Source organism: Paenibacillus endoradicis, assembly GCF_024721975.1.
Map to the genome: position 1 here is coordinate 202,412 of NZ_JANQBB010000008.1, position 16,760 is coordinate 219,171.

12 protein-coding genes are annotated in these 16,760 nt (G+C 40.1%); 8 read left to right on the forward strand and 4 right to left on the reverse strand.

Annotated elements, in window-relative coordinates; genetic code table 11:
* The first annotated feature begins 447 nt into the window (after positions 1-447).
* Complete coding sequence (locus NV377_RS22850; RefSeq protein WP_258203128.1) at positions 448-5,193, forward strand: S-layer homology domain-containing protein; 4,746 nt, start codon at positions 448-450, stop codon at positions 5,191-5,193.
* A 150-nt stretch (positions 5,194-5,343) separates the two neighbouring features.
* On the opposite strand, the gene NV377_RS22855 is transcribed toward NV377_RS22850, so the two are convergent.
* Complete coding sequence (locus NV377_RS22855) at positions 5,344-6,150, reverse strand: helix-turn-helix domain-containing protein (RefSeq protein ID WP_258203129.1); 807 nt, start codon at positions 6,148-6,150, stop codon at positions 5,344-5,346.
* Between the two features lie 123 nt (positions 6,151-6,273).
* Here NV377_RS22855 and NV377_RS22860 point away from each other — a divergent pair, with 123 nt between their 5' ends.
* Entirely contained in the window at positions 6,274-7,482 is a 1,209-nt protein-coding gene (locus tag NV377_RS22860) for an MFS transporter (RefSeq protein WP_258203130.1), read from the forward strand.
* A gap of 130 nt (positions 7,483-7,612) precedes the next feature.
* Here the strand turns inward: NV377_RS22860 and NV377_RS22865 are convergent, their stop codons facing one another.
* From NV377_RS22865 to NV377_RS22875, 3 genes are all read right to left on the reverse strand, one after another.
* Positions 7,613-8,743: a sugar efflux transporter gene (locus NV377_RS22865; protein WP_258203131.1), complete on the reverse strand. Its 1,131-nt coding sequence runs from the start codon at positions 8,741-8,743 to the stop codon at positions 7,613-7,615.
* Positions 8,744-9,042: 299 nt separating this feature from the next.
* Positions 9,043-9,984, reverse strand: coding sequence for an aldo/keto reductase (locus tag NV377_RS22870; protein ID WP_258203132.1), 942 nt, complete (start codon positions 9,982-9,984; stop codon positions 9,043-9,045).
* An 11-nt stretch (positions 9,985-9,995) separates the two neighbouring features.
* Positions 9,996-11,003: a Gfo/Idh/MocA family protein gene (locus NV377_RS22875; RefSeq protein WP_258203133.1), complete on the reverse strand. Its 1,008-nt coding sequence runs from the start codon at positions 11,001-11,003 to the stop codon at positions 9,996-9,998.
* 113 nt (positions 11,004-11,116) lie between these two features.
* Between NV377_RS22875 and NV377_RS22880 the strand changes: the two genes are divergently transcribed.
* The 6 genes from NV377_RS22880 (at position 11,117) to NV377_RS22905 (ending at position 16,720) form a co-directional block, all read left to right on the forward strand.
* Positions 11,117-11,965 carry an AraC family transcriptional regulator gene (locus NV377_RS22880; RefSeq protein WP_258203134.1) on the forward strand — a complete coding sequence of 283 codons (849 nt, stop codon included), beginning with the start codon at positions 11,117-11,119 and terminating at the stop codon, positions 11,963-11,965.
* A 283-nt stretch (positions 11,966-12,248) separates the two neighbouring features.
* Positions 12,249-12,944 (forward strand): LacI family DNA-binding transcriptional regulator, encoded by a 696-nt coding sequence (locus NV377_RS22885; RefSeq protein ID WP_258203135.1) that lies wholly within the window; start codon positions 12,249-12,251, stop codon positions 12,942-12,944.
* A complete protein-coding gene (locus tag NV377_RS22890) occupies positions 12,932-13,240 on the forward strand; it encodes a substrate-binding domain-containing protein (RefSeq protein ID WP_258203136.1) in 309 nt (102 codons plus the stop codon). Before NV377_RS22885 ends, NV377_RS22890 begins: the two co-directional genes overlap by 13 nt.
* Before the next feature lie 377 nt (positions 13,241-13,617).
* Entirely contained in the window at positions 13,618-14,913 is a 1,296-nt protein-coding gene (locus NV377_RS22895; protein ID WP_258203137.1) for an ABC transporter substrate-binding protein, read from the forward strand.
* An 83-nt stretch (positions 14,914-14,996) separates the two neighbouring features.
* Positions 14,997-15,881, forward strand: coding sequence for a carbohydrate ABC transporter permease (locus NV377_RS22900; protein ID WP_258203138.1), 885 nt, complete (start codon positions 14,997-14,999; stop codon positions 15,879-15,881).
* Positions 15,881-16,720, forward strand: coding sequence for a carbohydrate ABC transporter permease (locus NV377_RS22905; protein ID WP_258203139.1), 840 nt, complete (start codon positions 15,881-15,883; stop codon positions 16,718-16,720). The genes NV377_RS22900 and NV377_RS22905 overlap by 1 nt, the downstream gene beginning before the upstream one ends.
* Positions 16,721-16,760: the final 40 nt, after the last annotated feature.

The window sequence follows — 16,760 nt, forward strand, 5'->3', positions numbered from 1 at the left end:
TCTTCTCTGCTGAAGAAGATGGCATTATCCTTTGGAATCAAAGGCGTCATCATCAATAAAGTGAATGTGAAGTTTGCAAAGCACAAGTGGTTTATTATTAATTATTATGTAAGCGGTTACTAACGGTACAAGAAAATACATTTTCAATACACAGGAGTCATTTGGTATATGAGTACACGTAATCGCAAGAAATGGGGTATCAACTTATTATGCGAGAATGTCACTTTTACCAAACACGGGACATGGTCCAGTAACCAATCGCATTAAGTAAAAGGATATAAAGGGAGGTGATCGTGACAGAAGAAATAGAACAAGCCTGAACACAAAAGTAACGGGTCTCGTTACCGCCACTACAATACTTACGGATGAGTAAGTGTATTTCAAAATGGTGGTAATGGGGTAAGATTTATTGAGGAAAAAAAGATAAAAATTGAAGGAGACTAAACAATGAGATCTTCTAATCGTTTTATTTCAATGTTCCTAGTTGCAATCATGTCACTTACCTTATTTGACACGAATTTTGTGTTCGCTGAAGAGAACATACCTGATAATAATGATATCGTAGGTATTAATTATACTGCAGTGGCGAACGGTGAGGCGAATAAGACTACATCAAATTTAATTACACTGGTCTTTGAAGAACCAGTAACGGGATTGGTGGAGAACGACATCACCATCACAGCCGATACCGCCAGTGCGACTAAAGGAACTTTGACTTTGGTGGAAGGGTCGAACGACACCCAATACAACCTTGCGATCAGCGGGGTTACCATAGAAGGCACCGTCAATCTCAAGATTACCAAGGAAGGGGTGGACGACTCGGAAAAGATCGTTGACATTCACAGGATCCCGATCACATTTAACGTGGCAAACGTTGGTGGAACAGCATTTTTGAGAGACAGCACAGCAATAAGGTTGACATTCAACACAGCTGTAGCAAATCTATCGGAGGATGACATCATTCTCAGCAACGGAACCCCTGTCGCGGTATCAAACTACGCAACCTCCTCGGCTGAGAAGGGTTCTTTGACGAAGGTAAGCGGCACTGTATACGAGCTTGCGCTAATCGATATAACCAGAACTGGTACGCTCGGTGTCCAGATCGATAGTATCGGGATAGAAACTAATAAGAAGAATGTGATTATCAACGCAAAGGTTGATAAGACAGCACTGCAACCCACACCGCCCCGCGATATTTTCCCGCAGAATATTACCGATTTGCCCAAGTCACCGGGCCTGAACGACCTGTTTCAGTTCCTAGATCCTGACGCAGGCACAAACGGCCGAGTAGAAACCAACGATGATTGGTTGGAGCGCAGGGAAGAACTCAAAGACCTAATTCAGTACTACTACTATGGCATAAAGTACCCGACGCCCAAGAGCGCCATCACAGTGAACATCCAGACTAACCAAGTCAATGTGACCATAAAAGACAACGACAGAACCGTGACCGGAAGCCTTGGCAGTATTACCGTTCCTTCGGGTACTGCGCCTGAAGGCGGTTGGCCGGTCATCATCGCCTTTGGTTTCGGCCAGACGGCAATGGCGATTCAAAACGGCTACGCCGTGATCAGTGTCTCTAACTGGGGCGGAAGTAGAACCGGAAATTACTATAACTTATACCCATTTAACCCCTACGAGCATGATTTCAACACTGGTTCGATAATGACGGCCGCGTGGACTGTCTCCCGTATCATTGACGCAATGGAGATTAGCGCCGAAGCTAACGGCGGTATAAATCAGTGGAATATGAACCCGTATAAGTCCATTACAACAGGCGTATCCATAAATGGTAAATATGCTCTGATGTCGGCGGCCATGGACGACCGTGTCGGTGCAGCTGCGCCCGTAGACAGCGGACAGTCCGGTGTATCCAGCTTCCGTTACACCGCCGAAGGCAAACTGTTCTACTACGACTCACCGATAGACAAAATCTATCGCAGGAATCAGAAAGGCCTCAACAGCATCCAGTACTCCGGCGAATCATTCTGGATGGGTCTTGGAACAGCGTCTGGATTCCACCTCCAGACGGATATGGATTATTTGCCGTTCGATGCGCATGCCGTTGAGGCTCTGATGGCACCGAGACCGCTCATCGCATTTGCTGCAGATAATAACTTCGACTGGACGACTCCGCCGGCATCCGTAATGGCGATGAGTGCGGCAAAAGAAGTCTATGAGTTTCTAGGCAGTGACAATATTGCCGTTCGTGTGCGCGACGGCGCCCACGCAATCCAGGACCGAGACGTACCGTTCATGATTGCTGTCATGGACAAGGAATTCAACGGTAAGCCGCTGGAAGTCAAGAATCTTTACCCGAACAGCAACCCGCCGAGCTATGGTACAGGCACCTATGACAAAATCTCTGACATGATGATTTCCCCTTACGACGTCGATAGTTCTTACATCCGTTGGTCTCGCCCGGGCAAGTACACATTGTGGACTGAAAACGAGATTGTCTCCGAAGGCAGTCCCGCGACAATCATGATTCACTCTGACGACACGAAGGTTAAACTAACGATTCTGGACACTAATAATAAGCCGACGGAGGACACCTGGACAGCCGATGTTGTCAACGGCACAGCGGTATTTAATCTGACGGATAAGCAAGTCAAAATTGGACGTTACGAAATTACGACCGTTGGTACTGCTAAGGACAGCAAGACTGTATACTTCCAAGGCATCGACTTAGCAACCGCACTTCGCCACGGTACCGCTAGAAATGATAACGGTGCGGCCGTAATGTATGGCTTTACTAGCAAGATCAATAAGGATCTGGTGGAAGTCTACGCGGACGGCAACAGGCTGACGCAATCCTTCCAGGAGGACACAGAACAAGCTTGGATTCTCAATTACGGCGTTACGACCAACCCTAATGAGAATAACCGAATACTGAATAATACTTTCAATGTAGTTACACTGAAAAAGCTGCAGATGGATGCTATGCCCGGAAGCACGTTTGAGATTTCCATTGATAAGTCTAAGTTGGCGAACAATCAGGAAACTGTCAGTTGGAACGCATCGGCAGTAGCACAGAAGATAGGTCCTCAGCCGGACTGGCCGCCTTATCCCAACAGCCAGAATGATGACGGAACTCGTCCATTGCTTCCAGTGACAACGACCAACTTCAGTTCGGAAATCACTTTCAGCTTGAATGACTTGGAGGTTCTGAATACTGGCGATACGCTGGAAATTACTTTCGACGAGCCTATGCACAAGGGCGATTTCGGCATCGGCTTTGATTTCTCCGACGACTTCACGCTCATGTGGGCAGAGGACAACAAATCAGTCGAAGTGACATTCAACAATGTCACCATAGATAACGGCGAAGTTGGTAACATATACATCATGCGTCTGAGAGACGCCAATGGCAATATGATCGCGGCTCCCATACACCATTCGTTCACCCTCAAGCAGACTACACTTGCTGCACCAACTAATGTCTCTGCGCTAGCGAAAAGCAACAGCGATATTGAGATTGGCTGGACAGCTTCGGAGGACGCAACGGGATATAACGTCTATCGTTCCGCTTCTGCTGAGGGCAGTTACAGTCAAGTCAATACGGAATTGATTACAGAAACCAAGTTCCAAGATAGTGATTTGTCGGCGTCGACTACTTATTACTATAAGGTCACTGCTGTCAATGATGCTGGTGAATCAGAGCTATCCGCAGTAGTGCAAGCGACAACGAATAGTGAAAGCACGAACCCGATTTCGCTGCCATCATCTCCAACTAATGTTTCTACACAAGCGAAGAGCACCAGCGCGATTGAGATCAACTGGACAGCTTCAGAAAATGCAACGGGATATAACGTCTATCGCTCAGCTTCTGCTGACGGTGATTACAGTAAAGTTAATAAGCAGTTGATTACCGAAACCAAGTTCCATAACAGTGGCTTGTCGGCGTCGACTACTTATTACTACAAGGTCGCAGCTGTCAATGGTAATGGTGAATCCGTACTATCCTTTGTAGCGCAAGCAACAACGAATAGTGTGAACACCGGTCCTGTTACTACGCCAACATCTCCAACAACACCGGCGGAAGAAACACTTGATGAATTAAAGGTAGAAGTAGATTCAAGCGGTAATGCAATAGCTTTGGTCAACACCGGGCATGTGAAGAAGGCGCTGTCTGAAGCGAAGGCTGGAACCATGAAGTTAGTAGTTCTTGGTGCCGAGAATGCCAAGCAGGTTACAGTTTCTATACCGACAGATCAAGTGAATGTAGTTAAAGAAGCAGGCATTAAACGCATTGAAATTTCTTTCGGACTCGCGTCTGTACAGTTGCCTGTATCGTTGTTCGAAGGCGCCGCAGACAAAGCAAATGTTGAATTGAGCATAGCTACAGTGGACAACAGCACGCTGTCCGAAGTAGCACGGGTATTAGTAGGTTCTAACACGGTTTATGACTTTAAACTAATTGTTGATGGTCAAAGGATTACTGATTTCGGCCAAGGTCAACAGGTGAAAGTTGAGGTGCCTTACACGCTAAAGCCTGGCGAGAGCCCAGATCAAATCGTAATCTACTACTTGTCGGATGATGGCACTCTTGAAATCATCAAGAATAGCCGTTATAACAAAGAAACTGGCGTGGTGGAATTCAACGCGAAGCACTTTAGCCAATACGCTGCCATGGCCAATTCGGTTAAATTCAGCGATACGAAAGCCATCGTATGGGCGAGTGACAGTATTGATGGACTTGCTGCACGCGGTATAGTAAGTGGTATGACAAAGGATTCGTTCGCACCAAGCAATTCGGTAACGAGAGCCGAGTTCATCCAAATGTTAATGCTTACAATTGACCTAAACCAAGATAACGCAACAAGCACCTTCTCGGATGTCAAGCAAGGTGAATGGTATTACAAGTCGGTTGCTTCAGCTCAGCAGCTTGGTATCGTATCCGGCCTGACTGATGGTTCGTTCGGTGTCAGTAATAAGATTACTCGTCAAGAGATGGCTGCAATGGCATACCGCGCTATTCAGAAAGTAGGAATTACACTGAAAGTAGAGCAAGAGGCGGTAACCTTCAATGATGCGCAAGACTTTGCAAGCTACGCTAAAGAAGCGGTAACAGCGATGCATAAAGCTGGTATCATCAATGGCGTCGGCAACGACAAATTCGATCCTGAGGGTACGGCTACTCGGGCTCAAGCGGCAGTCATCCTGTATCGATTGTTAATGAAGTCTCTGTAATATCCAATTAGTACTGAAACAAATAGAGCGCCCTGCAGACTATATAGTCTGCAGGGCGCTCTATTGAGTGGATAAGAAAGGATAAGTTTCACACATTAGCTAGTTTCGTATTGTTCAGATTGTATAGAATTTTTATAGTCTTATGCTATTTTAGATTGTCGTGGATGAGCGATATTGCTCGGGAGTAATGCCAACATTTTTAATGAACGAGCGATAAAATTGGCTTGGACTAGAGAACCCTAATTCTATACTAATCGACATCACAGATTTTTGTGTTTGTCTAAGTTGCTGTTGTGCCTTCTCGATCCGAAGTTTAAGCACATATTGATAGGGTGTCAAGCCAGTATTGCTCTTAAAGCATCTAATAAAGTGATAACGGCTTTGTAATGCAATGGCTGATAATTGCTCGATACGAATAGATTCAGAGTAATGAGCATGAATGTATTCAAGCACCCTACTAATATATCGGTTATCTTGGTAGTGTTGCGTGCGAAGCTGTTTGGTGTAGCTAGATTCCAATCCCCAAATTAAGCCATGTACATAATGGAGTGCTTGCAATTCTTTTTCTTCTAAGGCTAAACGTTCTGAATCTCCAAAAAGAAAGAACGAGGAACTCCATTGATGAAGGAATCCGGACACTTCAGTTGGATTAAACTCGTATTTATACTTTGGCTCAGGAAAAGAGGATGCATCAGCAGGATATAGGCTATCATCATTGATTTGAAAAATAATAATGCCATCCTCAGCTCCTTGATGGAAATTATGCTGATTTTGGGGAGGGAGTAACAGTCCTTCGCCAGCAATTAGTTTCCTTTCCTTGCTTTTATGAGTGAATTGGCAATGTCCACGTAGTGGAATTGTCATTTGATAATGTGCCGGATGAACATGAGGATCATTGGTGAAGTTGCTCTCTATGCTGTGCAGTTCCAGCTGTGGAAAAATTATTTTCATATGCATAAATCAATCACCTCTCTAATATATAGCAAAAATTGCGTTTTTATCGCAATATTGACGGCGACATCCTCTACCTTCTTTCGATACAATTATTTTTATTATAAGACAAGGGGAGGATCTCATTCTATGACAAAAACAACGAAAACGGCAATGAACGTCCTGTTTGGCGTAAGTTTTGCGCATTTGTTGAACGATGCTATGCAATCTGTCGTGCCTGCAGCATTTCCGATTTTTCAGCAAAATTTGAATCTTTCCTTCACACAGGTAGGATGGATTGCTTTCACGCTTAATGTTACAGCTTCTATTCTACAACCGCTAATTGGTTATTGTACAGACCGTAAACCTATGCCGATGTTATTACCATTAGGGATGGTCTTCACTCTGTTGGGTATGATTGGTTTAGCTTATGCGCCATCCCTTGGTGTCCTACTGCTAGCCTCAGCCCTTATTGGTATCGGTTCCTCGGTTCTTCATCCAGAATCCTCACGAGTTGCCCATTTGGCAGCGGGTAAAGGAAAAGGGCTAGCGCAGTCTATCTTTCAGGTAGGAGGAAACTTTGGGCAAGCATTGGCACCAGTAATTATTGTAGTAATGATTGTACCACTTGGCCAATCAAGTTTTCTATGGTTTACAATATTGGCGATCATCGGAATTATAGTGCAATCAATTATTGGACGATGGTATGGTAAGAAGGTGAAGGAGGTTGCTATTAGTAAGCATTCACTTCCAGCAGAAGCGCCTCGTCAAGCGTTCAGCAAATCTTTTATTGGTTATGTCATGCTTATTCTTATTTTGATGCTGTTCTCTAAATTCGTATATTTAGCAAGTATGACGGGGTATTACTCTTTCTACTTTATGGATAAGTATGAATTACCGTTATCTCGAGCGCAGATGTGTTTGTTCGCTCTGCAATTTGCAGGTATGGTAGGAACATTTATTGGAGGACCATTGGCTGATCGCTTTGGACGTCAGAAAATTATTTGGTTCTCAATTCTTGGAACTGCACCATTTTCTATATTACTTCCATATGTAGAACCTATTATTGCCATGATATTATGTGTCTTCATTGGATTAATTTTAATGTCTGGCTTCTCAGTTATTATCGTATACGCTCAAGAGCTATTGCCAGGTCACGTCGGTACAGTAGCTGGATTGTTTTTTGGATTATCTTTTGGTTTAGCGGGTTTAGGTTCTGTTTTCATGGGATGGCTAATGGATTCCTATGGCGTATCAATAATTATTCAACTAAGTGCATACTTACCTCTATTAGGGATCTTTGCCCTGTTATTGCCTAAGGATTCAGTCATTATGGGTAGTAAACTGAAAGAAGCTTAGGAATGTAAATCGAGTAAAAGTAATAAATGAGTCTTGTCTCTCAACTAATTGAAAAAAAATTCAAAAGCCCATTCTCATCACATTAGAAGAGAATGGGCTAGAAGATTAATAATGAGCCAATAAAAGCAGATTAAACGGATAATTGACGTGGTTCATTTACAGATTGACGTCCGCTTACTACAAGCATAATAACCGAAATAATGATAAGTATAAAACAGAGCACAAATGAATACCGGTAACCTACGATAGTGGCTAATCCTCCGCCAACAAGACTACCGATCAGTCTGCCGATCGTAGATGAATTAGAGTAGAGGGTGGATGCATATCCAGGCATGTTTGGAAGGAGATCCTGGATGTAACTAATGCCAATCGCTGAGATAACGGCAACAAAGACTGCGAGCAAAATTTGGGCTGCAAGCATCTGCCACATTGCTCCTGAAAAAATGACTACGAGATAGTAAGCTGCTCCTAGAAAAGCCCCACACATCATCAAGATACGGCTACTATACTTTGCACTGAGTAGACCAAGCATAATCATAAAAGGAATTTCTAAAGCAGCACAAATACTACTGACTAGACCGACATCGCTAGTCGTTCCCTCTAGATTGTTTGTAATAAATAGGGCAGTATTGAGGGTGCTCGTCCAGTGAGCTGTATACATGAATATCAGAATTAGAAAAGGAAGCAGAATACTACGGTTTTGACTGAGCCTGAAACTTTTTACTTTAGCATTACTGATTTTCAGTTCTGTATTTGTTTTGAGAAATAAGAAAACAAGTAAGGCAACAAGCAGGAAAACTCCGATCGTACCCGAGAAAATCCCCTTAAACCCAACAGCAGCGATTAGCAATGTACCGATTAATGGGCCTGTAATAAAGCCGAGAGAAAAAGCAGCTCGCAAGGTAGAATTAGCAAACGCATGATCAGTAGAATTGCTATTATTCACCGCTTCTCTTGAGATTGCGAACAATTGAGGCATACCTGGTGCACCGAGGGCGGTGAACACGATCATGTAGATGAATAAGATTGTAAAGTCGTTAAAGAGCAAATATCCGCTAAAAGCTAGAGCATTACAAAGCGTGGCAACGAGGTAAATGCTTTTTCGATTTAAGCCCAGATCAGAGCGTCTCCCGATTAGCGTACTGATCCATATTCCTGCAATTAACGTGACGGCTAGATAAATACCGAACATTCCGACAGATACTCCAAGCTGTTCTGTGAAATAAATTGATAGAAAGGGTGTGCTGAGTGAAATAGCCATTCCCTGCAATTACATACATAGAAAAAGTAGGGCATAAGAAGGAATAGAAAATAGTGCAGTGAGTCGTTTGAACATGATGTGAAGTTACTCCTCTATATTTGTTTAGATAGTTAATCATCTCGTTAAATTATACTTGAAATAGACAGTAATAATATAGTATTTGTCTAGGAACATCTACTGTTTGGCTATAGGTGTGATTTTTCTATCGATAAGTTATTACCACACATTACGAAGTATGAAAAAAAGGCGATACAGGGAAATATTCCTGTATCGCCTTTTGTTGAGGATTATTACTTCAATTATCGTAATTGATCAGCTGTTAGATCAAGCCAGTCCATTTCTGTCTTGGTCAATTTAACTACTGCTCCTTCGTTGCAAGACGACAGCTCTGCTTCACTGCGAGCTCCAATTAATGCACAAGTCGGAAATGGCTGATTCATTACATAGGCAAGAGCAATTTGTATAGCAGTGAGACCTTTTTGCTCTCCAAGCTGTTTTGCTCTGCTTAGACGCTCCCAATTAGCATCACTATAAAATACACGGACCAAATCAGCGTTTTCTCGATTTTCTGGTGTGAATAAACCTGTAAAGAATCCTCTAGCTTGCGAAGACCATGAAAGTAAAGGCAATTGAACTTCCTCATGCCATTTACATGTTTCTTCATCTGCGGAAACACAATCTTTCCAAAATGGCTCGTTTGTTTTAGCAAGACTCAAATTAGGGCTATTAAAGGTAAAGCCTGTCAATCCCGCATGTTTTGCATAGTCATTGGCTTCTTGTATGCGCTGCCAAGTCCAATTCGAAGTGCCAATAGCCTGCACTGTGCCGGCCTCTATATATTCATTTAATGTATCAATAATATGCTCTACAGGTGTATTTGGATCATCACGGTGGAGGGCATAGAGATCAATGTAGTTTGTTCGTAATCTCTCCAAGCTAGTCGAAAGATCATATGCAATATCTTTTTTAGCCAACCTGGGGCCATTTTGATCATGATGCGCACCTTTTGTTAAAATGACTAATTGCTCCCGATTTCCTTTTTCCTCGATATATCTGCCAATAACTTCTTCACTTTGACCACCGCAATACACATGTGCAGTATCTAAAGAATTTCCACCGATTGCAATAAAAGCATCCATATTTTTTTGAACAAGCTCATAGCTGTCATGGATAAAATAATCAGTACCCTTCATCAATCTTGAAACTGGTTTACGGCATCCTGCAATTTGTATATATTCCATTGTATACACCTCTATTCGTTAAGTTCAACTCTCGTTTTTTCTCTTGCCGATGCGATTGCAGCATCAATGATCTTCATATTTTGAACTGCATCTGTTGCTTCAAACGGTAGTGGCTTCCCTTGAAGAACTGCTTGAGCAAAGGCATCTGCTTGTAATGAATATGAATTTAGAAACGGTACAGATATTTTGTTTTTTTCGCCGGATTTAATGACATAGAAATGGCCACTTTCTTCGGTTGGCGTGACGAAGGCGGAGGGAACTTCGATGATTCCTTCAGAACCAAGCACCTCTAGTGGGTTACGGAAAGCGGACCACATTGCGCAGTCAAATTGAAGCGAGACATCACCCTCGAATTCAACTAAGCCTGCAGCCATCATATCTACATCGCCATGAAGACTAGAAAACTGTGCTTGGACTGTAACTGCCTGTGGTTCTTTGCCAAGCAATAATCTCGCAGCAGTGATCGGATAGCAGCCAACATCGTAAATAGCTCCTCCTCCCCATTCCTTCCGATAACGTACATTGTTCAAGTCATTGGCATTATTGAAAGTAAAGCTACTACGAATTCCTCTTACTTCACCGATTTCTCCACTATCAATAATTTCCTTAAGCTGTGTGTATCTCGGATGATAACGATACATGAATGCTTCTGCTAATATAACTCCAGCTTTTTTGGCCGCTTGTACCATTCGCTCTGCTTCTTCTGCATTTAATGCTAATGGCTTTTCGCATAAGACATGCTTTCCAGCTTGAATTGCCTTGATCGTCCATTCATAGTGCAAGTGATTTGGTAAAGGTATATAAACTGCTTCGATGTCAGGATCCTGTAGTAATTGTTCATATGAACCGTATGTTTTTGGAATTTGAAATTTAGCAGCAGTTTCTTGTGCTTTCTCTAAATCTCTGCTTGCAATCCCTACTATTTCATTCGAATTTGATTGTAGAATACCTGGAATAACTGAATTAACTGCAATTCGAGCACTCCCTAAAACTCCCCATTTGAGTTGTCGATCAGACAATTGATTCACTCCTTAATTAGTAGTATATTGTGATTATACTTCTATCAATATGAAATTAAAATGATAGTATTTTGTTAAGAAATAAAACAATATTGTCATCGAGGTGAATCTAATTGAAACGTCAATTCCATATGGTTACACGATCTGATTCTATTTATTTCATCTATCCTGAGTCCGTTGGTCAATACATCTCTGAACCTGATCACCACATGCATCGTAAGCCTAATCAAATGATTAGTTATAATATTCATTTTGTCGAATCTGGATATGGCTTTGTTAAGTTAAATGGGGTAGAGCATATTCTTGGTCCAGGAGATGCTGTTATTTACTATCCGCAGCAGGAGCAAATTTACTATTCCAGTAAAGATGAACCGTGGAATATCCGTTGGATTCACTTTTATGGAGATAAGCTGAAAGATTATTTACTAGGTAATAACATTAAACCAGGTCAACTATGGACACTAAAGCAAACCGAACTTTGGATCAAACTACATGATGAATTGATGCAAGAGGCAGAAACCAATTCAATGCTGAATCCGACCCAGTTATCTGCTTCAACGTACGCATTAGTTGTTAATTTTATTGAGCAAGCCATTCCTATTACGGAACGGAAGCAAGGGGAAACGAATAAAAAAATATTGGATTTGCTTCCTGAGATGCAATCTTCGGCTACTGAACCTTTTGAACTCGATTATTGGTCAACCAAAGCTGATGTCAGTCCTCACTATTTCTGCAAATTATTCAAACAAACCATGTCGATTACACCAATGGAGTTCATTACAAGATGTAGACTGCAAATTGCCAAGCAATGGCTACAGGAGCGTCTTGATTGCTCAATAGGTCAAATTGCAAATGAAGCTGGGTACCCAAGTGTCAGCTATTTCAATAAACGGTTTATGGAATATGAGAAAATAACCCCTACAACCTACCGAGAATTGTATGCGATGACGATAGAAAGCTAAGCTTCAGGCAAGCAAGCTATTCAAGTGTAAGCTCAGTCTCTTAATGTATATACTGAATTGGATTAATGTATCTGAAGATCTGTATGATATTAGTTTCAAAAAGGGTACATCGAAGAAAAAAATATAGATTGGGGGATAGTAAAGTAATGATATAAATACAGATTAACATTATTATTCGTAAATACCCGACTTATTATGTAAACTGATGTATAATAGTAGAAGTTATTGAATAAACTATATGAAATCGATTTCATATAGTGATTATATAGTGGAGTGATGATCATTGCCGAATATTAATGATGTTGTACGACTTTCGGGAGTTTCAAAGTCAACTGTATCCCGTGTGATTAATAATTACCCATACATCGCAGCTGATAAAAGAGAACGGGTTTTAAAGGTAATGGAGGAGATTGGATACACACCAAATAGATCTGCGCAAAAACTTCGGGGTCAATTAACTACAACAATAGGAGTTATTGTACCAAGAATTGTAAACCCGTTCTTTTCTTATTTAGTAGAAGCGATTGAAAAGGAAGGCTATAAAAGAGGTTACCAGACGATTATTTTTCAAAGTAATGAGGACAGTAAACGTGAATTAGATTTCTTGAATTTACTGAAGCGTAAACAGGTTGATGGTGTTATCATGACCGCTTATGAAAATAATTGGAATACAATTAGTGAATATTTAAATTATGGTCCAATTGTCATGTGTAATGAATATATCTCAGATTCAATTGTACCAATGGTAAGAGTTGACCAATTAATGGCTTCTTACGATGGATTAAAGCACTTAATCGAAAGAGGGCATCGAAAAATCGCCTACTGTACAGGTGGTTTATTTAGTGAGGTAGGAAAAGACAAAGATCGTAATCAAGGTTACCAGAAAGCGTTAATAGAAGCAGGAATTGAAATTAATCCGAATTGGATTATAATAAAATGCCATACGATAGAGGACGGTCGTAAGTATTGCATCAAATAATGGATATGAAGGATCGCCCAACGGCTGTATTTACGGGGAGTGACGAAGTAGCGGCAGGAATTATTATGGAGGCTAGAAATCAGGGTGTAAATATACCTGAGGAGCTCGCTGTTGTTGGCTTCGACGATCAGCCATTAGCTCAACTCCTCACACCAGAATTAACAACAATCAAGCAACCCGTTAGTGAAATGGGACATAAGGCAATGGATTTACTTATTCAAAGTCTTTCGGGAACTAACGTTGAAAATAAAATGTATACATTACAACATGAATTAGTCATTCGAAAGACAACATAACTACCAATATTATATGATCTTGTTAAAATGATATGGAAATGAATCAGATGTTCTTCACAAACATATAGTGTTGAAATTATAAGGAAACCAGGCCAACATGTCGAATGTATGACATGTTGGCCTGGTTTTTTTGTATCAGAAAATCTAATTAAAGCGAGGGATGGATTACTTATGAAATTGATTCAAATAATATATAAAATTAAGTTTAGAATAAAATCATAGTTGAAACCGATTTCATACAATGCTATAATAAAAAAAAGTTTGTGGGTAAGATATTGATTGAATTTAAAAATTTATCCGGATTTTTTTTGAATTAGATTGAAATCGATCCCAAAGCTAAAATTATCTAGAATACAAAAATCATGGGGGGAATTCAAATGAAAAAGTCAGTTGTATTGATTCTTACACTAGTTATGGTTATTTTACTTGCAGCTTGTGGTACTAATAACAATGCAGGAACGACTAACGAAGGTACGACAAGTTCCGAAAAAACAACGATCATTATCACAAATGGTAAAGGTGAGATCGCTGCTCAATGGGAGCAAGCGGCTAAAGATTTTATGGCAGTTAACCCTGACATAATTGTAGAAGCACACACTCAAGCAGTTGGTGATACTTTAAGTATCGTTGATAAACTTACTGCTTCTGGTAAAACTGTAACATTAGCAATGGTTGCTCCTGACACAGTAAATGGTAAGTATAAAGATTTTGGTATCGATTTATCTGGTGAAGCCTGGATAACTGAAACAGATAATGCTTTTTCAAATGAAGAGGGTATGGTTGTGGGTTTCCCATTCTCTATTGAAGGTCTAGGCTTGGTTTACAACAAAACAGTGGTTGAAAAAGCTGTAGGTGGCGAATTCGATCCCTTCTCAATCAACACACGTGATAAATTAGTTGCTTTGCTTGATCAAATCAAAGCTTCTGGCGTAGAGTACCCAGTTGCATACCAAACTGAAGGTTGGTCAGTAGCTAACCACTTCAGTACTCAATTCCTTAATCAAAATGATGAGCCAAGCCAAACGGTTAGCCAAATTAAATCTGGTGAGCTAAAACTTGCTGATAATGCAACTTGGAATGGTTACTATGACACACTTGATGTTTTAGTATCTAAAGACTACAACAAATATGGCGAGCGTCCAATCGGCGTTTATTATGATGATGCACATGTTTCTGTAGGTAACGGCACCTCTGCAATGTTGTTTAATGGTAACTGGGCTTATGATTCACTTCAAGCAGTAGCTGGTGAAGAATTTGGTTTCATTCCAGTTCCTGTAGATAATGATCCAGAAAACCCACTTAACAATAAAATTGTGGCTGGACCAACTAACCTATTAGTTATCAATAAAAAAGCAACAGCTGAGCAACAAGCAGCTGCTAAGAAATTTTTAGACTGGATTGTATTTGATGAAGCAGGTCAAAACTTCCTAGTAAATGAATCACAAGTTATTTCAGCTTTCAAAAACAATCCTAACAAGGTTGCAAACCCGCTTGGTGCTGCTATTGCATCTGCTGTAGAACAAGGGAAAACTGCTGATTTTGCTCTAAATTACACAGTTGCTGAAGACTGGAGTACTAAACTTGCTCCAGAAGTTCAAAAATATGTAGCACAAAAGTTAACTCGTGCTGAGCTTGCAACATTCATCGAGAACTACTTTAAGTCTTTTAACTAAGAGTTATCATTAAGTTTTGGTGATGAAGTGAGCGAATAACGATATCGCTCACTTCATCATTTTTTATAGAAAGGGGCATGATTATGAAAGGTAAAAATAGCGGATTGAAAAGTATTGGAAATCAATTTTTCTTCACTGGTCCGACATTAATTTTTTTTAGTATTACTTTACTAATTCCGTTTCTATATGGTTTGTTTTTGTCCTTTACAAATATGACATCACCAATTAGTCCAATGGAATTTGCAGGATTAGATAGCTATACAGCAGCATTTCAAGATAAGAAGTTTTGGAGTGCAATGTGGCTAACGATTAAATATGTTGCTGCAACAATTATTTTAGTAAACGCATTTGGTTTTACTCTTGCGTACTTAGTAACTTCAGGCATGAAAGGTCAAAACTTCTTCCGTGCTGCATTCTTTACACCAAACTTGATTGGCGGTCTTGTTCTAGGTTATATTTGGCAGTTTATTTTCGTTCAATCTATGCCGCAAATCGGTGAAAAACTTGGTTTTGAAATTTTGCGTCTAGGTTGGTTAGGTGATGAGCAACTTGCATTTTGGGCAGTTGTTATCGTTACAATTTGGCAATCTTCTGGTTATTTAATGATTATTTTTATTGCAGGTATAGTAAGTGTACCTCGGGATATTATTGAAGCATCAACCATTGATGGTGCAACTACTATGCGTCGTCTATTTCGTATCGTATTACCCATGATGGTACCATCTTTCGTAGTCACGGTGTTCTTGACATTGAAAAACTCATTTATGGTTTATGACTTGAACTTATCCTTAACAAACGGTGGTCCGTTTGAGAGTACAAAAATGGTATCTATGCACGTAGTACAAAAGGGGCTAATTGAAAGTAACTACAGCGTAGGCCAGGCACAAGCGATTGTTCTTTTCGTTATTGTTGCTGTTATTACAGGTTTACAAGTTTACTTCAGTAAGAAATTGGAGGTTGAAGCATAATGGTAGAAAAACGCAAAGCATTGACCTCTACATTAGTATTTGCATTTTTAATTATTGCTTTAATTGTTTTCGCATTCCCGTTCTTCCTTTTAATTATTAACTCATTCAAAAGCAACGGTGAAATTTTACAAAGTCCGTTTTCTTTGCCCAATTCCTATAGCTTTGATCAATTTGCAATGGCGATAGAAAAAATGAATTTCTTAGTTACACTAAAAAATTCATTATTTATTACATTATTAAGTACAGTTTTTATTTTATTACTTTCTGGTATGGCTGCTTATTATATCGTACGTGTTAAAACAAAATTTAATAATACATTGTTTGCTATTCTTGTTGCTTCAATGATTATTCCGTTTCAGTCCATCATGATTCCATTGATTAATATCTATGGTGCAAAATTACAGTGGATTGATAGTGCTCCAATGCCACTACTTGTAGCATTATATATTGGTTTTGGTAGTTCGTTATCAGTATTTATATTCCATGGTTTCATTAAATCTATCCCATTTGAACTGGAAGAAGCCGCTTCAATTGATGGTTGTTCTCCAAGGCAAATTTTCTTCAAAATAATTTTCCCAGTTCTAATGCCGACATCTGTAACCATTGGAATTTTGAATGTAATGTGGATTTGGAACGATTATCTATTACCTTCTCTAATTCTTAACAAAGACTCTCTTTACACTTTACCTATTCAAATGAAAGTGTTTAACGGAACATATATGAATAACTGGGAACTGTTAATTCCAGCAATTTTGATTACGATACTACCAATCTTAGTGTTCTACCTAATTGGTCAACGTATGATTATTGAAGGAATTACTCAAGGGTCAGTTAAGTAAATTAGAACACTCGAACAATATAGGCTTTTTCTTACTAAGT